This is a genomic window from Rhodococcus sp. 14-2483-1-1, from assembly GCF_002259335.1.
In the GTDB taxonomy this organism is placed as follows: domain Bacteria; phylum Actinomycetota; class Actinomycetes; order Mycobacteriales; family Mycobacteriaceae; genus Rhodococcoides.
This window is the reverse complement of sequence record NZ_NPFX01000006.1, coordinates 1-17,343: the sequence shown is the minus strand read 5'-3', so window position 1 is coordinate 17,343 and position 17,343 is coordinate 1. Positions and strand designations below refer to the sequence as shown.

Genomic DNA, 17,343 nt, shown 5'->3' with positions numbered 1-17,343 from the left:
CCGCTCCCCTGGGGAACAAATTCGCCACACCCTCCGTTGTGCAGGTCAGCAGCCTTGAGTGGATGAGGCTCAAGTTGGAAGTTGACGCGACAGATCGCGTTATGCAAACTTGAGTGGAGTTCGCTCACCCAGGGACTGAATCCACGCAATAACAGGAGGAAACATTATGGCTCGTGCGGTCGGTATCGACCTCGGGACCACCAACTCGGTCGTGTCCGTCCTCGAGGGCGGCGAACCGGTTGTCGTCGCCAACTCCGAGGGATCACGCACCACCCCGTCGATCGTCGCTTTCGCCAAGAACGGTGAAGTGCTGGTCGGCCAGCCCGCGAAGAACCAGGCGGTCACCAACGTCGATCGCACGATTCGTTCCGTGAAGCGCCACGTCGGCACGGACTGGACCGTGGAGATCGACGGCAAGAAGTACACCCCTCAGGAGATCTCCGCGCGCACGCTGCAGAAGCTCAAGCGCGACGCCGAGGCCTACCTGGGTGAAGAAATCACCGACGCGGTCATCACCGTTCCCGCGTACTTCGAGGACGCACAGCGTCAGGCCACGAAGGAAGCCGGCCAGATCGCCGGCCTCAACGTCCTGCGCATCGTCAACGAGCCCACCGCGGCCGCTCTCGCATACGGCCTGGACAAGGGCGACAGCGAGCAGACCATTCTCGTGTTCGACCTCGGTGGCGGCACGTTCGACGTCTCGCTGCTGGAAATCGGCGACGGCGTCGTCGAGGTTCGTGCGACGTCCGGCGACAACCACCTCGGTGGCGACGACTGGGACGAGCGCATCGTGACCTGGCTCGTCGACAAGTTCAAGGCTCAGAACGGCATCGATCTGACCAAGGACAAGATGGCGCTGCAGCGTCTGCGTGAGGCCGCCGAGAAGGCGAAGATCGAACTGTCCTCCGGGCAGAGCACGTCGATCAACCTCCCGTACATCACGGTCGACGGCGACAAGAACCCGCTCTTCCTCGACGAGCAGCTCAGCCGCTCGGAGTTCCAGAAGATCACCTCCGACCTGCTCGACCGCACCCGTGCGCCGTTCCAGGCAGTGGTCAAGGACTCCGGCATTGCCGTCAAGGACATCGACCACGTCGTTCTCGTCGGTGGTTCGACGCGTATGCCCGCCGTCTCCGAGCTGGTCAAGGAACTCTCCGGTGGACGCGAGCCCAACAAGGGCGTCAACCCGGACGAGGTCGTGGCCGTCGGTGCTGCACTGCAGGCCGGTGTGCTCAAGGGTGAGGTCAAGGACGTTCTGCTCCTCGACGTCACGCCGCTGTCCCTCGGTATCGAAACCAAGGGTGGCGTCATGACCAAGCTCATCGAGCGCAACACCACCATCCCGACGAAGCGTTCCGAGACCTTCACCACCGCCGACGACAATCAGCCCTCGGTGCAGATCCAGGTCTTCCAGGGTGAGCGCGAGATCGCCTCGCACAACAAGCTCCTCGGCTCGTTCGAGCTGACCGAGCTGCCCCCGGCTCCTCGCGGCGTCCCGCAGATCGAGGTCACCTTCGACATCGACGCCAACGGCATCGTGCACGTCACGGCCAAGGACAAGGGCACCGGCAAGGAAAACACGATCAAGATCCAGGACGGCTCCGGCTTGTCCAAGGAAGAGATCGACCGCATGGTCGCCGACGCGGAAGCTCACGCAGACGAGGACAAGGCTCGTCGCGAAGAGGCCGAGGTTCGCAACCAGGCCGAGTCCCTCGTCCACCAGACGGAGAAGTTCGTCAAGGACAACGAGGACAAGGTCGACGCCGAGCTCAAGGGACGCGTCGAAACCGCAATCGCCGACGCCAAGACGGCTCTCGCGGGCAGCGACATCTCGGCAGTCAAGACTGCCGTGGAGAAGCTCTCGACCGAGTCGCAGGCTCTCGGCACCGCCATCTACGAGGCTCAGGCCAAGGAGCAGGGCGGGGCAGAGGGTGGCGCCCAGGCCGCTGACGACGGTGTCGTCGACGCAGAGGTTGTCGACGAGCCCGCCGACGACACGGACAAGAAGTGACGTCGGAGAACACCGAGCAAGAACCGGTCACTTTCGTGGACAAGCGAAAGATCGATCCCGAGACCGGTGAAGTACGGGAAGGTGACGCAGTTCCGGAGCCCCTCGTGGGCACTGGGGCTGCGCCCCAGCCCGACTCGGTGGACGAAGGGACCGTCGACGGTGACGTCGTGGAAGACCCGCGTGACACGCAGGTCGTCGAACTCACCGCAGATCTGCAGCGCGTGTCGGCGGAGTACGCCAACTACCGGCGTCGTACCGACCGCGAGAAGCAGACCGGAGCGGAGAACGCGAAGGCGTCCGTCGTCTCGCAGCTTCTCCCGGTTCTCGACGACCTCGAGCGAGCTCGCCAGCACGGCGATCTCGAAACCGGACCGCTCAAGGCAGTGGCAGACAAGTTGGCAGGGGTGTTCTCGAACATCGGCCTGACCACCTTCGGAGCCGAGGGTGACGCCTTCGACCCGGCCATCCACGAGGCCGTCTCCCACGAGGGCGACGGCAGCAGTCCCGTCGTCGGGACGCTGATGCGTCCGGGCTACAAGCTCGGCGAACGCGTTCTGCGGACCGCGATGGTCGGCGTCGTGGACAGTGCAGCACAAGAATCGGATGCACCTGCGTCCGACGAGCAGTAAACAGAAGTAGCGCGAGAGGAGGAAACGCCCGGTGAGCCAGCGGGAGTGGATCGAGAAGGACTTCTACAAGGAGCTGGGCGTTTCCTCCAGCGCGACTGCAGAAGAAATCAAGAAGGCGTACCGAAAGTTGGCCCGGGACAACCATCCCGATGCCAATCCGGGCAACGCCTCGGCCGAGAACAAGTTCAAGGCGGTCAGCGAGGCGCACGCCGTGCTCGCCGACCCGGCCAAGCGCAAGGAATACGACGAAGCACGACGGCTGTTCGCCTCGGGTGGTTTCGGTAGCCGCGGCGGTGGCGGTGGGTTCTCGCCCGGCGCAGGCGGATTCGGCGGTGGCGGCCAGACCTTCGACGTCGGCGACATCTTCGGTCAAGGCGGCGGCGACGGCGGAATCGGCGACCTCTTCGGTGGCCTGTTCAATCGCGGTGGCGCTCAACAGCGCCCGCAGAACAACCGGCCCCGACGCGGCAGCGATGTCGAGACCGAGACGTCGCTGCAGTTCCGTGAAGCGGCACAGGGCGTTACGGTCCCCCTGAAGTTGACCAGCCCGTCCTCGTGCACCACCTGCCACGGCAGCGGTGCAAAGCCCGGAACCAGCCCGCGCGTGTGCCCCAAATGCAACGGCCAAGGCGTCGTCAACAGAAATCAAGGCGCGTTCGGCTTCAGTGAGCCGTGTGACGACTGCCGTGGCAGCGGGTCCATCATCGACGACCCGTGCGTCGACTGCCGTGGTACCGGAGTGCAGAACCGCACCCGCACCATCACCGTGCGTGTACCGGCCGGCATCAGCGACGGGCAGAAGGTCAGGCTCGCCGGTCAGGGCGAAGCGGGTCTGCGCGGAGCGCCATCGGGCGACCTGTTCGTGACAGTACGGGTCAAGCCCGACAAGGTGTTCGGCCGCAACAACGACGATCTGACGGTGACCGTTCCGGTGAGCTACGGCGAACTGGTGCTCGGTACAACGCTGTCGGTGCCCACCCTCGAGGGTCGCGTCGGAGTGAAGGTGCCACCGGGGACCGTCGACGGCCGAGTGCTGCGGGTGCGTGGACGCGGTATCCCGAAGAAGTCCGGTACCGGCGACCTGATGGTGACCGTCAAAGTTGCCGTCCCGCAGAAACTGGACGATGCTGCTACCGACGCTCTGAAGAACTATCTGGAAGCCGAGAAGGCCAGCGGATTCGACCCGCGGGCCGGGTGGGCAGGTGTGTGATGTCGGTGCCTCCCGAGGGCGGTTCCCCGAAAAATGGTGGAGCACAAGCTGATCCCGACGCGCAGATCTTCGTGATCTCCGTCGCGGCACAGCTGGCCGGTATGCACGCGCAGACACTGCGCACCTACGACAGGCTCGGACTGGTCACCCCGCACCGCACCACCGGCGGCGGTCGACGCTACTCCCCGCGTGATGTCGCACTGCTCCGTGAAGTGCAGCGACTCTCGCAGGACGAGGGCGTCAACCTCGCCGGCATCAAGCGCATCATCGAGCTCACCAATCAGGTCGAGGCTCTGCAGTCGCGAATCAGCGAACTGGCTCAGGAGTTGGCAGCCGTGCACGCCAGCTATCGCCGCGACCTGGTGCCGATTCAACGCAACGCCCTGGTGGTCTGGAAGCCGAAGCACCAGCGCTAGGGTCGCCGCCACTTTGCGGGCTCAGATCCTCGCAAACGCGCGCGCATTTGTCAGATGCGCGCATTGTCGTCCCTGATTCGCTCTCTATTCCGCGCGCGTTCAGCAAACGCGCGCGCGTTTGCGCCGGCGAACCTCGCGCCGGTGGCGAACCTCGCGCAGGTCTGGCCCACCGGAGTCGAGCCAGTCCACCGGAGCCGCTTCGCGGGTCTCTGCCACACATATCCCCACAAACGCGCGCGCATTCCTCAGGTGCGCGCATTGTCGTCCCTGATTCGCTCACTATTTCGCGCGCGGCCAACAATTGCGCGCGCGTTTGCGACGTCGAGCGGGGCAGCGGTGCCGAACCTTGCGCGCGTTTGCGAGACACCCGCCACCGACCCCTATCCTGGTCGGCATGCAGGCGTGGAGTTCGACGGTCGTTCAGTATCACCGCCTTCGGAACGACCTCGCGGTCATCAGACTCGAGGGCGATGTGGTTCCGTTCACAGCAGGCCAGTCGGTATCGGTGACAGTTCCCCAGAACTCAGCTCTGACGCGGCGATACTCACCCGCGCTGCCGCCCTCGCTCGACGGCAAACTGGAATTTCACGTCCGAGCCGTTCCCGCTGGATGGGTGAGCGGGTCGATCGTCAACGAGACACGGCCAGGGGATGTCTGGCAGATCAGCGATCCCCAAGGCGGTCTGCGTGTCGACGACTCGGGTCGCGACGTCGTCATGATCGCGGGCGGCACCGGCCTCGCTCCGTTGCGGGCAATTCTGCTCGATCTCACGCGCTGGGAGCAGCCGCCCGACGTCACGCTGTTCGTCGGCGGAAAATCGCCTCGCGACCTGTATGCCGGGGACATGCTGTGGTTGATGGCGTCGCAATTGCGGTGGTTGACCGTCGTTCCCGTCGTCGATCAACTGAACGAGCCGTGGGCTCCGGATCGATGGAACGACCGCATCCGTGACGAAATCGGTTCCACCGCCGCGTTCTTCGAGCCCGAGCACTGTTGGGAAGGCAGTATGGCCGACGTCGTCGCCACCCAGGGGCCATTCCTGGACAGCCAAATTCTGGTGTGCGGATCCCCGGGAATGGAAGCGGCGACCGTGCGCGCCCTGGTCGAGACCGGCACCCCACTCGAGTCCATCCGCCGCTGAAGCGCTGTCCCAAGAGATCAGGGCAGCTGCAGAATCCGTCGTAGATGTGCCAGATCCGCCGCAGATACCGTCGTGAATTCCGGCGGCGGGGCGTCGGCGATTGTTCTGGCTTTCTCCGCAAGGCGACGGCCGGCATCGGTGAGCCCGATGATGCGGCGTCGGCGATCCTCGGGATCTTCGGTGCGCACCACCAATTCGCGCTTCTCGAGCTCGCGAACGTTGAGGGAGACGTACGGCGCATCGGACGCAAGAATCTCGGCCAGCTCGGTCACCGTCCGATCTCCCGCGAGCAATTTGGTGAGCAGCTTCGCCCGCAGAAAGCTCATGCCGGTGGCGTCGGCGACGGCCCGTCGGGTGTCGTGTTTCTCGAGCATCAGTGAGCGCATCTCGCGCCAGACATGCGCTGCGTCGGCGGTCATACGAGCACCGGACGGCCGATGTTCTCGGCGGTCGAGCGGGCCCACCGGCCGGTGGTGACCAAGGCGAGCACGGTGACGACCACGCCTGCGCCTGCGATGACGAACCACGCGGGCACGGCCGCGGCGGTGAAACCGTCGGAGATCTCACCGACGATGCTCGCGGTGACGATGGAGCCGACGACGGCCACGCCGAGCGACTGACCCACCTGCCTACTGGTCGACGCGATGGCGGACGCGACTCCGGCCTGGCTGCGCGGCATTCCGGACACCGCGGTATTGGTGATCGGAGCATTGACCATGCCGAAGGATATTCCGAAGATCACGTAGGCAACCGCCAGCCACGCGAACGACGTCGTCGGAGTCAGTCGGGTGAGCATCAGCGCCGAGGCCACGAATCCGATTCCGGCAACGAGCAGCGGAATGCGCGCACCCAGGGTGCCGACGATGCGGCCGGAGATCGGCGCGAAGATCAGCGTCATCAAGGCCATCGGCAGAGTGTAGAGACCGGCATGCAGCGGGGAGTAGCCGCGCACGTCCTGCAGGTACAGGGTGTTGAGGAACAGAAATCCGCCCAGGGAAGCGAACGCGCACACGGCGATCACCGTCGCTCCGCTGAACGGTGCGCTACGGAAGAACCTCAGTTGGATCAGGGGTTCCTCGATCCGCGACTCGACCACCAGCAGGCCGACGAGGGAGCCGACTGCAATGGCACCGGTGAGCACGATCAGCGGCGATCCCCAGCCCTTCGCCGGGCCCTCGATGATGGTGAACACCAGCGAGGCGAGAAACGCGAATATGAGGAATTGACCGGCCGGGTCGAACTTTCTCGCGTGCTCGGCTTTGGATTCGGGGACGAACTTCACTGTCATCGCCAGTGCGAAGATGCCGACCGGGACGTTGATCCAGAAGATGGACTGCCACCCGGCACCGGTGACGAGGATGCCGCCGAGCGCGGGGCCCGCCGACATCGAGATCCCGACGACAGCACCCCACATTCCGATGGCCCCGGCACGTTCTTTCGGGTCGGTGAAGGTATTGGTAATGATCGACATCGCGACGGGATTCATCATCGAGCCGCCGACGGCCTGCAGCATGCGGAAGGCGACGAGCCAGCCCAGTGACGGTGCAATGCTGCACAGTAGGGACCCGACCACGAACGTTCCGGTCCCGATCAGGAAGAAGCGTTTGCGTCCGAACTTGTCGGCCATCGAGCCGCCGAGCATCAGCAGCGAGGCGACGACCAGCGTGTATGCGTCGATGATCCACTGCAGGCCCGATACCGATGCGTTCAGGTCGGCGCGCATCGACGGCAGTGCAACGTTGACGATCGTGTTGTCGGTGCTGACGAGAAACAGGCTCAGGCAGCAGATGCCGAGCACGAGATACCGGTGTCGTCGAGTCAACTCGGCCACGTCCACCTCCGCGATAATGCTTGTATATCTATAACTATTACATGAGTACTCCTAATTTGTTCACCGAGCAAGTGAGTGCGCCCAGATGCGTGCCCGATAGGGTGTGTGTCACAGACTTGCTCGAACCCGATCGCTCGCCGAATGGAGAACAACAGTGGCTTCCGAGATCGCACCAGGCGACCTGGTTCAGGCGTCCGGGCACGCCGGCCCGTGGAAGGTGCTCGAGATTCGTCAGGGTTTGGCGTTGCTCGAACACCACGACGGGCATCGGTTGTCGGTGCGCACCACCACGGTCGAGGTGGTGCGCAAGGCGTCGAGCAGTGAAGGTTCGGCTCGGCAGGCCGAGGCGGAGACCGACAGTCCCTCACTGTTCGACGAGAGCTGACCTACCTCCCTTTACCGTCGGCGGCGTATTTCCGACGCAGCGACTTCGAGATCTGCTTGTACTCGCGCAGCTTCTCGCTGCGAGCTCGGGCGTCGTGCCTCGAGGTGGCCCAGGCGTTCTCCCGCAGCAGCTTTCGGTAGTTGCCGAGTCTGCGTTCTGTGAGCTCGCCCGCGTCGACGGCGGCAAGCACTGCGCATCCGGGCTCGTGTTCGTGCGCACAGTCACCGAACCGGCACAGTGCAGCCAGTTCTTCGATGTCGGAAAAGGCGCTCGCCACAGCATCTTCCGATCCCTGGATACCCACCGACCGCAGACCCGGGGTATCCAGCAGAACGAGGCCGGACGCCGGAATCGGCACCAACTCCCGATGCACCGTCGTGTGCCTGCCTTTGCCGTCGGCGTCGCGGGTGGCACCGGTTGCGAACGCCGAGCCGCCCAGAAGGGCGTTGCCGAGCGTCGACTTGCCGGATCCCGACGGCCCGATCAGTGCGACCGTGCCTCGCAGATGTCCTGTCAGTGAGTCGATTCCGCCGGTCGAGACAGCGCTCGTGCTGCATATGGTGACACCCGGTGCGGCTGCCAGTATTCGTTCTTCGTCGACGCTGCCGCTGTCGTTCTTGGTGATCGCGAGAACGGGGACGCCGCCGCTGCCCCAGGCGAGGGTGATGTAGCGCTCGACGCGACCGAGGTCGAGGGCCGTGTCCGACGCGACGGTGATCACGACGGTATCGACGTTGGCTCCGAGAACCTGTGTCTCGGACGTCGATCCGGCGGAGGCGCGTTCGATGGCCGTCCGGCGGGGGAGGATGGCGATCAGCCGGAACGAGTTCTCGTCCAGGGTCACCCAATCCCCGGTGCAGGTATTGCTACCTGTGCCTCGGACGATGCCGCTGTCGGTGACGGCGTCGAACTCACCGCGGTCGACGCGAACGATGCGGGCGAGAAGTGCGTTCTGAGAATGCTTTTCGAATTCGGTCAGCCAGTGCTGATCGAGACCGTAATGGTCGAGTGGAGACATGCGAGATCCTTGGGGGAGGAGGAACGAGGGCTCGGGGGTGCTGTCGTCCAGGTGGCCACGATGCCCACCTCCTCACTTCTGGCATGCATGAAAAGAAACCGTCGACGGCAAACTTACAGCCGTCGACGGTCGGAAGGAAAGCGATTTAACGCTGCGTGGGGTTCGAGCCCTCCGCAGGTTGTGCAAGCGCGGTCAGGAAGGAACGGGCCCAGCGGTCGACGTCGTGCGCGAGCACCTGCCGACGCATGGCACGCATGTGGCGCTTTCCTGCCTCGGGTTCCTGTTCGAGCGCGCCGATGATGGCGTCCTTCACGCTGTCCAGGTCGTGTGGATTGCACAGGTATGCCTGGCGCAGTTCTGCTGCGGCACCGGTGAATTCGCTGAGTACGAGCGCGCCACCGAGATCGCTGCGGCAGGCCACATACTCCTTGGCGACGAGATTCATGCCGTCGCGCAGTGGCGTGACCAGCATGACGTCGGCGGCGACGAAATAGGCCAGCAGGTCGTCGCGGGGGATCGGCCGGTGCAGGTAGTGCACCACCGGATGACCCACCTGGCCGTATTCGCCGTTGATCCGGCCCACCTGCTGCTCGATCTCGCCGCGCATCGCTACGTAACTTTCGACGCGTTCCCGGCTGGGCGTGGCCAACTGCACGATGACGTTCTCGGCGGGGTCGACGCGGCCCTCTTCGAGCAACTCGCGGAAAGCGTTGAGCCGGACGTCGATTCCCTTGGTGTAATCGAGTCGATCGACGCCGAGCATGATGCGCTTCGGGTTTCCCAGGTCCTTGCGGAGTTGCTTCGCACGATCACGGACGGCCTTGGAGCGAGACTTGGTGTCGAGGTCGCCCGAGTCGATGGAGATGGGAAAGGCCCCGACACGCACGGTCCGGAAGCCGACCTGCACGACGCCGAGCTTGGACCGCACTCCGACGGTTCCTCGGGACGTGGTTCCCCCGGCGAGGCGTCGGGCAAGGTAGAGGAAGTTCTGCGCGCCGCCGGACAGATGGAACCCGATGAGATCGGCACCGAGGAGTCCCTCGACGATCTCGGTGCGCCACGGCATCTGCATGAACAGCTCGATCGGCGGGAACGGGATGTGCAGGAAGAACCCGATGGTCAGATCGGGGCGCAGCATGCGCAGCATCTTCGGGACGAGCTGGAGCTGGTAGTCCTGGATCCAGACTGTCGCGCCCTGTGCCGCCGCCTCGGATGTCTTCTCGGCAAAGCGGCGATTGACCTCGACGTAGGCGTTCCACCAGTCGCGGTCGTACTCCGGTTTGACGATGACGTCGTGGTAGAGCGGCCACAGGGTGGCGTTGGAGAACCCCTCGTAATACTGGGTGTACTCCTTCTCGCTGATCGGGACCGGTCGCAGCTGCAGGTCGTCCTCGACGAACGGCTCGACGTCGACGTCGGACACGCCGACCCATCCCACCCAGGCACCCTTGTTGGCGCGCAGGATCGGCTCGAGGGCGGTGACCAACCCGCCGGGGCTTCGCTTCCATCGCGTGCTTCCGTCCGGAAGCTTTTCCAGATCGACGGGCAACCTGTTGGCTACGACGACAAAATCCGAACCCTGCGAGGCGTCAGCCACAACTGTCCAATCCGCTTGTAGATCTCTGGGGAAACAGCCCTGCGAAAACCTGTCAGTCGGTCTTCGCTACGGGGTCTATACCCAGCATCGACAACAACATGCGGCATTCGTCGGCATCGGTCGCGTAGGCGGCGACGACGCGCTGAGCCTGGCTGGCCGTCTCGTACTCGAGTGGGACGATGTCTTCGTCGGCGATGTCGTTGTCGGTGGAGGTCTTGGCAGGCATGGTGTTCTCCGTACTCTCTGCTGGACTTACGTGGTGTTCCTGGCCACGACTCTATGTAAATGTGGCACCCCATCGCCAGTTCCCGATCCCTTAGGCTGCAACAAATGACCGATTCTGTGCCGCTCCGCCATGCTCGAACGGTGGTGGAGGGCCCTCCTCCAGCCACCGGCTCCGCGATTCTGCGCCGCACCGTACGACGCCATCGCGCTCGCTTGATCGGCTCGTCGATGCTGTTCGGGGTACATCAACTGTGCGAAACGATGGTCCCGGTGGCCATCGGTCTCATCGTCTCGCGGGCCATCGACACCGGTGACGTCACGGCGATGATCGTCTCGCTGATCGGGCTGGCGGCCCTGTTCGTCACGCTGTCGTACGCATGGCGCATCGGTGCTCGCATCATCGTCGTCGCGATCGAGCGGGAGGCGTACCTGGTGCGTATCGAGGTTGCCGGACGCGTCCTCGATCCCCGTGGACTGCGGACCGAGCTGTCGTCGGGGGAGCTGCTGACGGTGTCGACGTCCGATGCCGAGAAGGAGTCGTGGATCCTCGATCTGATCGCCCGGGTCTTCTCATCGGCCGTCGCGGTGGTGGCGTCGGCGGTGGCATTGCTGATCATCGACATTCCTCTCGGCCTGGCCGTCGTGATCGGAACTCCGGTCATTCTGATTGCACTCCAGCGCCTCGCCCCGTTGCTCACTCGTGCGGCCACCGCACAGCAGGCCGAGATCGCCGGGGTATCGGGGATGGCCACCGATCTGGTCAGCGGAGTGCGGCCCCTGCGCGGTATCGGTGCCGAGAACGCTGCAACGCAGCGGTTCGTGACGTCGAGCAGAACGGCACTGGCAGCGACGCTGAAACTGGCCCGCGCCAACAACGTCTATCAGGGCCTCGCCGCGGCGGTCAACGCGCTGCTCGCCGTCGGAATTGCCGGGACCGCAGGCTGGTTCGCGTTGCAGGGCCGGATTTCGGTCGGTGAGTTGATCACCGTCATCGGACTCTCGCAATTCGTCATCGAACCTCTCACCGGGTTGTCGAGGATCCCCGGTGTGGTGGCCATGGTGCGTGGATCGGCCGATCGGCTCGCCCTGGTACTGGGTGCGGAACACGTTCTACCGCAGTCGGAGTCCGCGGTTCCGGTAGGTACCGAACTGACCGTCGAGGACGTTCGGTTCCGGTCGCTCGACGGCCTCGCATTCCGAGCCGCACCGGGTGAGTTACTCGGAGTGGTGGCCTATCGGCCGCAAGACGGCGAAGCGATCGCCGCACTGCTGTCCGGCCAGATCTCCGAGTCCGATTACACCGGAACGGTACGTATCGGCGGGATCCCGGCGGGTCGGATCGATCTCCGACGCGCCCGTGAGACCGTTCTCGTCGAGCCGCACCTGACCGACCTCTTCGCCGGCACCGTGCGTAGCAACGTCACCGCCGGGCGTGAGCGGCCCGAGGCCGAACTCGACCGAGTGCTGCAGGCATCCGCGGCCACCGACGTCGTCGAACTGCACGAAGCCGGCCTCGACCACGCCGTCACCGACCGCGGAGCGAGCCTGTCCGGCGGGCAACGTCAACGAGTCGCCTTGGCCCGGGCGCTGTCGGTCGATGCCCCGGTGCTGGTGCTGCACGACCCCACGACGGCCGTCGACGCCGTCACCGAACACGCCATAGCCCGCGGTGTTGCCGAGCTGCGGCACACCGAAAGCGCCTCGCAAACAACGATCCTCATCACCACCAGCCCTGCGCTGCTGTCGGTGACCCATCGCGTTCTCGTCGTCGACGGCGGACGCGTCGTCGCCGAGGGAACGCACCACGATCTCGCGTCCTCGGACTCGCAGTACAAGGACACGGTGCTGCGATGACGACCCCCGAACTACTTCCGATCGCAACCGGGGCACGGTCCGGGAAGTGGCTGCTGGAACAGCTGCGCCTGCGGAAGGCACGAACGGCGGTGACGCTGCTCCTCGGCGCGATCGCCGCGGGGATGTCGCTGGTGCCGGTGTACGTGCTCGGTGTGCTGGTCGACCGCGTCCGCGACGGAGCCGACACGTCGACGATCATCGGCGTCGTTGTGGTGATCTCGGTGGCAGCGGTGATCGGCGGAATCGTCACCGGATTCAGTGGCTATCTGATCAGCACACTCGGCGAGGGCATCCTGGCCTCGCTGCGCGAAGCCGTCGTTCGGCGCGCCCTGCATCTGCCGGTGGCGACGTTGGAACGAGTAGGCAAGGGCGACTTGCTCTCTCGGGTGGGCGACGACGTCGCAGTGATGGCTAAGTCGATCGGTGAAGTGATCCCGCAGCTCGTCGGAGCATTCCTGCTCGTGTGCCTGAGCATGATCACGATGCTCGGAATCGACTGGCGTCTCGGCCTCGCCGGACTGGTGGCGTTGCCGATGTACGTGCTGGCGCTGCGGTGGTACCTGCCGCGGTCGGCTCCGCTGTATGCGGCCGAACGCGTCGCGATGGGCGAGCGTGCGCAGTCGTTCGTCAGCAGCATGCAGGGCGCAAAGACGGTGCGCGCGTACGGACTCGAGTCTGCCCATCTGAGCGACATCGACCGGTCTTCGGCCAAGGCCCGAGACATCGGCCTCGAGGTCTTTCGACTCTTCACCCGCTTCGGCTCGCGCAGCAACCGCGCCGAATGCGTGGGACTGTCGGTGATCCTGTTGGCCGGGTTCCTGCTCGTACGAGGCGATTACGTCACCGTCGGTGAGACGACGGCCGCGGCCTTGCTGTTCCACCGCCTGTTCAATCCGATCGGCACGTTGTTGTTCACCTTCGACGACATCCAGTCTGCCGGTGCGTCGTTGGCCCGCCTGGTCGGCGTCGTGGACATTCCCGACGAACGGCCGGTGGGCGACGGTTCCGTACCCGTCGACGCCACCCTGGACGTCACCGATCTGCGACACGCGTACGAGGAGGGTCACGATGTGTTGCACGGAGTGAACCTGCGCGTCGCTGCGGGTGAGACGGTGGCGCTCGTGGGGTCAACCGGTGCCGGCAAATCGACGATCGCGGCCATCGCGGCCGGCTCGATCGCGTCGACGTCCGGGTCGGTTCGCGTCGGCGGCGCAACGCTGGACGCGCTGGGCAGTGAGGGCTTGCGCCGTCACGTCGCAATCGTCAGTCAGGAAGTGCACGTTTTCGCCGGCCGGTTGATCGACGACGTGCGGTTGGCTGCGCCGGACGCCGAACGCGCCGACGTCGAAGCCGCGTTGCGGACCGTCGGCGCGTGGGGGTGGGTCGAGGCGCTCGAAGACGGACTCGATACCGCCGTCGGCGAGGGCGGGCACCAGTTGACCGCGGCACAATCGCAGCAATTGGCCTTGGCGCGTTTGGTTCTCGCCGACCCGGCCGTCGCGGTGTTGGACGAGGCCACCGCGGAGGCCGGCAGTTCCGGTGCGCGAGAACTCGAAGCTGCCGCCGAAGCCGCGACGAAGGGTCGCAGTACGTTGATCGTCGCGCATCGCCTGACTCAGGCCGCTGCGGCCGACCGCGTAGTGGTGCTCGAACACGGAAAAATCCTGGAGCAGGGTCCGCACGAGGAGCTGGTCGCGGCCGGTGGACGGTACGCACAGTTGTGGGCGGCGTGGCAGGGCCGCTGATTGGTTTAGCTATTTGCCTATAGGTATTAGTTTCAGCTACGGTCTTCTTCGACAGAGGAGGAGGCCGGCATGGCACGCGCAGGATTGACCGCGCAGCGCATCGTGGCAGCAGGAGCGGACCTGGCCGACGAGGTCGGCTTCGATCGCGTGACTGCGAGCGAGTTGGCACGACGCTTCGACGTCAAGGTGGCGAGCCTGTATTCGCATCTGAAGAACTCGCACGAGTTGAACGTCGGCATCGCGCTGCTGGCGTTGGAGGAACTGGCCGACCGGGTGTCGGAGGCTCTCGCGGGCCGAGCGGGTAAGGACGCGTTGGTGGCCGTCGCGAACGCATATCTCGACTATTCGCGTGAGCATCCCGGTCGCTATGCGGCGACGCAGTTTCCGCTCGATCACGAGACCGCTCTTGCGAGTGCGGGAGTTCGTCATTCGGCGATGATGAAGGCGATCCTCCGGGGGTACGACCTGGGCGAGGAGGATAAGGTCCACGCAGTTCGATTGCTCGGCAGTGTCTTTCACGGCTATGCCAGCCTCGACGCGTCGGGCTCGTTCGCTCACAGTGCACCCGACTCGCAGCAGTCGTGGACACGCATCCTCGACGGAATCGACACACTCTTACAGCACTGGAGGCAGTGACATGGAACCGATCTCCGAACGCGACATCAGGTCGTCGTTCGTCAATTCGTCCAAGGGCGACGCCAAGCGGGTCACCCTTCCCGAGGCTTTCGACGCAGTACCGTGGGACGATCTCGACTTCTTCGGTTGGGTGGATCCGAAGCTCGCCGGAAGAAGCTACATCATCGTGCCTTCCGGGGACGCTCCGCGCGGAATCGCGTTGCGCTACAAGCCCGGAGGGCCGCGCACGGCGCAGATGTGCAGCATCTGCCTCACCACACACGCAAACGGCGGGGTCTCGCTGATGGCTGCTGCGAAGGCCGGAGAATCCGGCAGGCGTGGCAATACCGTGGGTACCTACATCTGCTCGGACCTTGCGTGCTCGCTGTATGCGCGAAAGAAGAAGACCCCGGCGTTGGGTCGGCAGTTCAAGGAAGACTTCGATGTCGAGACCCGCACCGCTGCAGTCGAAGACAACATCGGTGCGTTTCTCGCTCGCATTCTCGGTTGATCACGGGGCGGTGTGTACTCGCATGCCGGTGTCCCCGGCCTCGACGTCGGTGCGCAGCACGAATCGCCGGTCGTAGTCGCCGCCGTTTTGGGTGCGGTAGGGGATGGGCTCCTCGGTGTGCAGACTCTTCACTCGCTGGAGGAGTTCCGATTCCGCTGCAGCGTAATCGGACTCGGCCATCCGGTCGGCGCTCGCCACGAGCACCGGTGGCAATACGGACATGCCGGTATAGAACAGGATGCCGTGCTGAATCGGGTACAGCATCTCGTCCAAGCAGCCGTTGATACCGCGTGGGGAGACGGTGTGTTCGCTGCCGCCCATGGTGACGACGACCATCGCGCGCTTTCCGGCGAGCATGCCGTCGCCGTAGCGCCGGGTGCTGCCATCCGATGCCCTGATGCCGTAGCCGAAACCCTCCACGAATACGCGATCCACCCAACCCTTCATGATCGCGGGCATCGAGAACCACCACAGCGGAAACTGCAGTACGACGGCGTCGGCACGCAGTAACTTCTGTTGCTCGGCCACGATGTCCTGGGTCTGGGTGCCGGCCGCGAGGGCGGTGCTGGATGCGGTCGCCACCTGGAATCGCTCCGTCGGATCGTGGGCATAATCCTCGGCGGTGACCACCGGATTCCACTGCATCGCATACAGATCCGACTGCTCGACGGTATGGCCGTCGGCGCGGAGTCGCTTCAGTGCTGCGTCTCGCAGAGAGCCGTTCAGTGAGCGGGCTTCTGGATGGGCGTAGACCCACAGGATGTTCATGCACTCGATCCTGGGTCAATAGACCTTTGGGCAACAGTGGCACAAATGACAACTTGTGAAAGATTTCGGCCAAGGCGGTCGCTGCGCACAAGGAACTGCACGTGGGAGGATTCGGCCATGACGCATCGCATTGCCGTCTACGTACGTGACGGCCTCCTCGCCATGGAGTTGGGCATCGTGCACCGCCTGTTCGGACAGGCGCACTCCGACTCCGGCGATGCGCTGTACGAGGTGACTACCTGCACCGACGTGCCCGGCCCTGTTCGCACCGATTCCGACGTTCACATTCTCGTCGAACGCGGACTCGACGCCGTGGCCGAGGCCGATACCGTGATCGTTCCTGCCTCCGACGCCGACTACGAGACCGACGGTGTTGCCTTGTCACCCCTGTTCCGCGTGGTGACGAATCAGCGATTGGCGTCGATCTGCACAGGCGCGTTCGTTCTCGCCGCGGCGGGAGTTCTCGACGGCAAACGGGCTACCACGCATTGGAAGTCGGCCTCCCGATTCGCCGAGCTGTATCCGACGGTCCTGCTCGATCCGAACGTGCTCTATACCGAGGACGGCAACATACTGACGGCGGCAGGGGAAGCATCGGGAATCGATCTGTGTCTGTACATGATTCGTCAGGATTTCGGTGCGGCGGTGGCAAATCGGGTGGCCCGCGGAACCGTCGTGCCACCCCATCGCAGCGGTGGTCAGGCGCAGTACATCGACACCCCGGTTCCACAGACGTACGGCACATCGACGGCGGGCACGCAGGAGTGGGCACTGAGCAACCTGGGCGCATCCCTGTCGGTGGAGGACCTAGCGCGACGGCAGTCGATGAGTGTTCGGACGCTCTCCCGCCGTTTCATGGCCGAAGTCGGAATCTCCCCGGCCCGCTGGATCGTGGCGCAGCGGGTGCAGCGTGCACGGGAGTTGCTCGAGAACACGGATCTGACCGTCGAACGCATCGCGCACGACACCGGATTCGGCACCGCGACATCGTTGAGAAACCAGCTTGCTGCGGAGCTGGGTGTTTCGCCCAGTGCATACCGAGCGACGTTCAGGGTTGGTGGTCGACTCGCCTAGCATGGCTCACCGACAAGGTGAGTTTTCCGAATCATTATGCAGGGCAATAGTTTTCGAATCGACTATCATTGTGTATCGAACATGCATTCGATACACTTACCTCATGACCACAGATATCTGGCAACTGAGCGAGGCAGAACTCCTCGCCGACGCTGCCGATGTCTCCCACCGAATCCAGCTGATGGAAGCCCGACGCATCGCCCTCGTCGCCGAAATCGACACTCGAGTGGCCCGCGAGAAACTCGGATTCCCCGGACCCGCAGGGTGGTTGACCTCCACCACCCTGCTCACCCCCAGCAAAGCCACCAAGATC

The 17,343-nt window shown here is 64.5% G+C and carries 17 protein-coding genes and 1 pseudogene; 12 read left to right on the top strand and 6 right to left on the bottom strand.

Annotated features, from left to right (window positions below; translation table 11 throughout):
* The first annotated feature begins 166 nt into the window (after window positions 1–166).
* The 5 genes from dnaK (at window position 167) to CH294_RS05140 (ending at window position 5,407) form a co-directional block, all read left to right on the top strand.
* Window positions 167–2,011, top strand: a complete 1,845-nt coding sequence (dnaK, locus tag CH294_RS05160; protein ID WP_032376212.1) for a molecular chaperone DnaK — start codon at window positions 167–169, stop codon at window positions 2,009–2,011.
* A complete protein-coding gene (gene grpE, locus CH294_RS05155; RefSeq protein WP_032405538.1) occupies window positions 2,008–2,640 on the top strand; it encodes a nucleotide exchange factor GrpE in 633 nt (210 codons plus the stop codon). The genes dnaK and grpE overlap by 4 nt, the downstream gene beginning before the upstream one ends.
* A gap of 31 nt (window positions 2,641–2,671) precedes the next feature.
* On the top strand, window positions 2,672–3,850 hold the full coding sequence (gene dnaJ / locus CH294_RS05150) for a molecular chaperone DnaJ (protein WP_094737210.1): 1,179 nt from the start codon (window positions 2,672–2,674) through the stop codon (window positions 3,848–3,850).
* Window positions 3,850–4,266: a helix-turn-helix domain-containing protein gene (locus CH294_RS05145; protein WP_052057737.1), complete on the top strand. Its 417-nt coding sequence runs from the start codon at window positions 3,850–3,852 to the stop codon at window positions 4,264–4,266. The genes dnaJ and CH294_RS05145 overlap by 1 nt, the downstream gene beginning before the upstream one ends.
* A gap of 394 nt (window positions 4,267–4,660) precedes the next feature.
* Window positions 4,661–5,407, top strand: coding sequence for an FAD-binding oxidoreductase (locus CH294_RS05140; RefSeq protein ID WP_094737209.1), 747 nt, complete (start codon window positions 4,661–4,663; stop codon window positions 5,405–5,407).
* Between the two features lie 17 nt (window positions 5,408–5,424).
* On the opposite strand, the gene CH294_RS05135 is transcribed toward CH294_RS05140, so the two are convergent.
* Both CH294_RS05135 and CH294_RS05130 read right to left on the bottom strand, forming a co-directional pair.
* The gene (locus tag CH294_RS05135) at window positions 5,425–5,826 is read right to left on the bottom strand and encodes a MarR family transcriptional regulator (protein WP_032405541.1); all 402 of its coding nucleotides are present in this window, start codon (window positions 5,824–5,826) and stop codon (window positions 5,425–5,427) included.
* Entirely contained in the window at window positions 5,823–7,238 is a 1,416-nt protein-coding gene (locus tag CH294_RS05130) for an MFS transporter (protein WP_094610986.1), read from the bottom strand. Before CH294_RS05130 ends, CH294_RS05135 begins: the two co-directional genes overlap by 4 nt.
* Window positions 7,239–7,392: 154 nt before the next feature.
* Between CH294_RS05130 and CH294_RS05125 the strand changes: the two genes are divergently transcribed.
* Window positions 7,393–7,623, top strand: coding sequence for a hypothetical protein (locus CH294_RS05125; RefSeq protein ID WP_032376217.1), 231 nt, complete (start codon window positions 7,393–7,395; stop codon window positions 7,621–7,623).
* 1 nt (window position 7,624) lies between these two features.
* On the opposite strand, the gene rsgA is transcribed toward CH294_RS05125, so the two are convergent.
* The 3 genes from rsgA to CH294_RS27380 all read right to left on the bottom strand — a co-directional run bounded on the left by rsgA (window position 7,625) and on the right by CH294_RS27380 (window position 10,464).
* The gene (rsgA, locus tag CH294_RS05120; protein WP_094737208.1) at window positions 7,625–8,641 is read right to left on the bottom strand and encodes a ribosome small subunit-dependent GTPase A; all 1,017 of its coding nucleotides are present in this window, start codon (window positions 8,639–8,641) and stop codon (window positions 7,625–7,627) included.
* A 145-nt stretch (window positions 8,642–8,786) separates the two neighbouring features.
* Entirely contained in the window at window positions 8,787–10,238 is a 1,452-nt protein-coding gene (locus CH294_RS05115) for a trehalose-6-phosphate synthase (protein ID WP_032376219.1), read from the bottom strand.
* 52 nt (window positions 10,239–10,290) lie between these two features.
* Window positions 10,291–10,464, bottom strand: a complete 174-nt coding sequence (locus CH294_RS27380; RefSeq protein WP_008710019.1) for a hypothetical protein — start codon at window positions 10,462–10,464, stop codon at window positions 10,291–10,293.
* Between the two features lie 104 nt (window positions 10,465–10,568).
* Between CH294_RS27380 and CH294_RS05110 the strand changes: the two genes are divergently transcribed.
* The 4 genes from CH294_RS05110 to CH294_RS05095 all read left to right on the top strand — a co-directional run bounded on the left by CH294_RS05110 (window position 10,569) and on the right by CH294_RS05095 (window position 15,188).
* Window positions 10,569–12,317 carry an ABC transporter ATP-binding protein gene (locus tag CH294_RS05110; RefSeq protein WP_249305070.1) on the top strand — a complete coding sequence of 583 codons (1,749 nt, stop codon included), beginning with the start codon at window positions 10,569–10,571 and terminating at the stop codon, window positions 12,315–12,317.
* Window positions 12,314–14,062, top strand: a complete 1,749-nt coding sequence (locus CH294_RS05105; RefSeq protein WP_094737207.1) for an ABC transporter ATP-binding protein — start codon at window positions 12,314–12,316, stop codon at window positions 14,060–14,062. Before CH294_RS05110 ends, CH294_RS05105 begins: the two co-directional genes overlap by 4 nt.
* 69 nt (window positions 14,063–14,131) lie before the next feature.
* Complete coding sequence (locus CH294_RS05100; RefSeq protein ID WP_094737206.1) at window positions 14,132–14,698, top strand: TetR/AcrR family transcriptional regulator; 567 nt, start codon at window positions 14,132–14,134, stop codon at window positions 14,696–14,698.
* A 1-nt stretch (window position 14,699) separates the two neighbouring features.
* The gene (locus CH294_RS05095; protein WP_037146865.1) at window positions 14,700–15,188 is read left to right on the top strand and encodes an FBP domain-containing protein; all 489 of its coding nucleotides are present in this window, start codon (window positions 14,700–14,702) and stop codon (window positions 15,186–15,188) included.
* On the opposite strand, the gene CH294_RS05090 is transcribed toward CH294_RS05095, so the two are convergent.
* The gene (locus CH294_RS05090; RefSeq protein WP_094737205.1) at window positions 15,189–15,956 is read right to left on the bottom strand and encodes an NAD(P)H-dependent oxidoreductase; all 768 of its coding nucleotides are present in this window, start codon (window positions 15,954–15,956) and stop codon (window positions 15,189–15,191) included.
* A 117-nt stretch (window positions 15,957–16,073) separates the two neighbouring features.
* Between CH294_RS05090 and CH294_RS05085 the strand changes: the two genes are divergently transcribed.
* Window positions 16,074–17,030 (top strand): helix-turn-helix domain-containing protein, encoded by a 957-nt coding sequence (locus CH294_RS05085; RefSeq protein ID WP_170944592.1) that lies wholly within the window; start codon window positions 16,074–16,076, stop codon window positions 17,028–17,030.
* 103 nt (window positions 17,031–17,133) lie between these two features.
* Window positions 17,134–17,343, top strand: a pseudogene (locus tag CH294_RS05080) (HNH endonuclease); the annotation flags it as partial.

Bases quoted from the DNA above. Each gene is read 5' to 3' on its own strand.
- dnaK (WP_032376212.1), top strand. From the start codon at position 167: ATGGCTCGTGCGGTCGGTATCGACCTCGGGACCACCAACTCGGTCGTG.
- CH294_RS05145 (WP_052057737.1), top strand. From the start codon at position 3,850: ATGTCGGTGCCTCCCGAGGGCGGTTCCCCGAAAAATGGTGGAGCACAA.
- CH294_RS05140 (WP_094737209.1), top strand. From the start codon at position 4,661: ATGCAGGCGTGGAGTTCGACGGTCGTTCAGTATCACCGCCTTCGGAAC.
- CH294_RS05135 (WP_032405541.1), bottom strand. From the start codon at position 5,826: ATGACCGCCGACGCAGCGCATGTCTGGCGCGAGATGCGCTCACTGATG.
- rsgA (WP_094737208.1), bottom strand. From the start codon at position 8,641: ATGTCTCCACTCGACCATTACGGTCTCGATCAGCACTGGCTGACCGAA.
- CH294_RS27380 (WP_008710019.1), bottom strand. From the start codon at position 10,464: ATGCCTGCCAAGACCTCCACCGACAACGACATCGCCGACGAAGACATC.
- CH294_RS05110 (WP_249305070.1), top strand. From the start codon at position 10,569: ATGACCGATTCTGTGCCGCTCCGCCATGCTCGAACGGTGGTGGAGGGC.
- CH294_RS05105 (WP_094737207.1), top strand. From the start codon at position 12,314: ATGACGACCCCCGAACTACTTCCGATCGCAACCGGGGCACGGTCCGGG.
- CH294_RS05100 (WP_094737206.1), top strand. From the start codon at position 14,132: ATGGCACGCGCAGGATTGACCGCGCAGCGCATCGTGGCAGCAGGAGCG.
- CH294_RS05095 (WP_037146865.1), top strand. From the start codon at position 14,700: ATGGAACCGATCTCCGAACGCGACATCAGGTCGTCGTTCGTCAATTCG.
- CH294_RS05090 (WP_094737205.1), bottom strand. From the start codon at position 15,956: ATGAACATCCTGTGGGTCTACGCCCATCCAGAAGCCCGCTCACTGAAC.
- CH294_RS05085 (WP_170944592.1), top strand. From the start codon at position 16,074: ATGACGCATCGCATTGCCGTCTACGTACGTGACGGCCTCCTCGCCATG.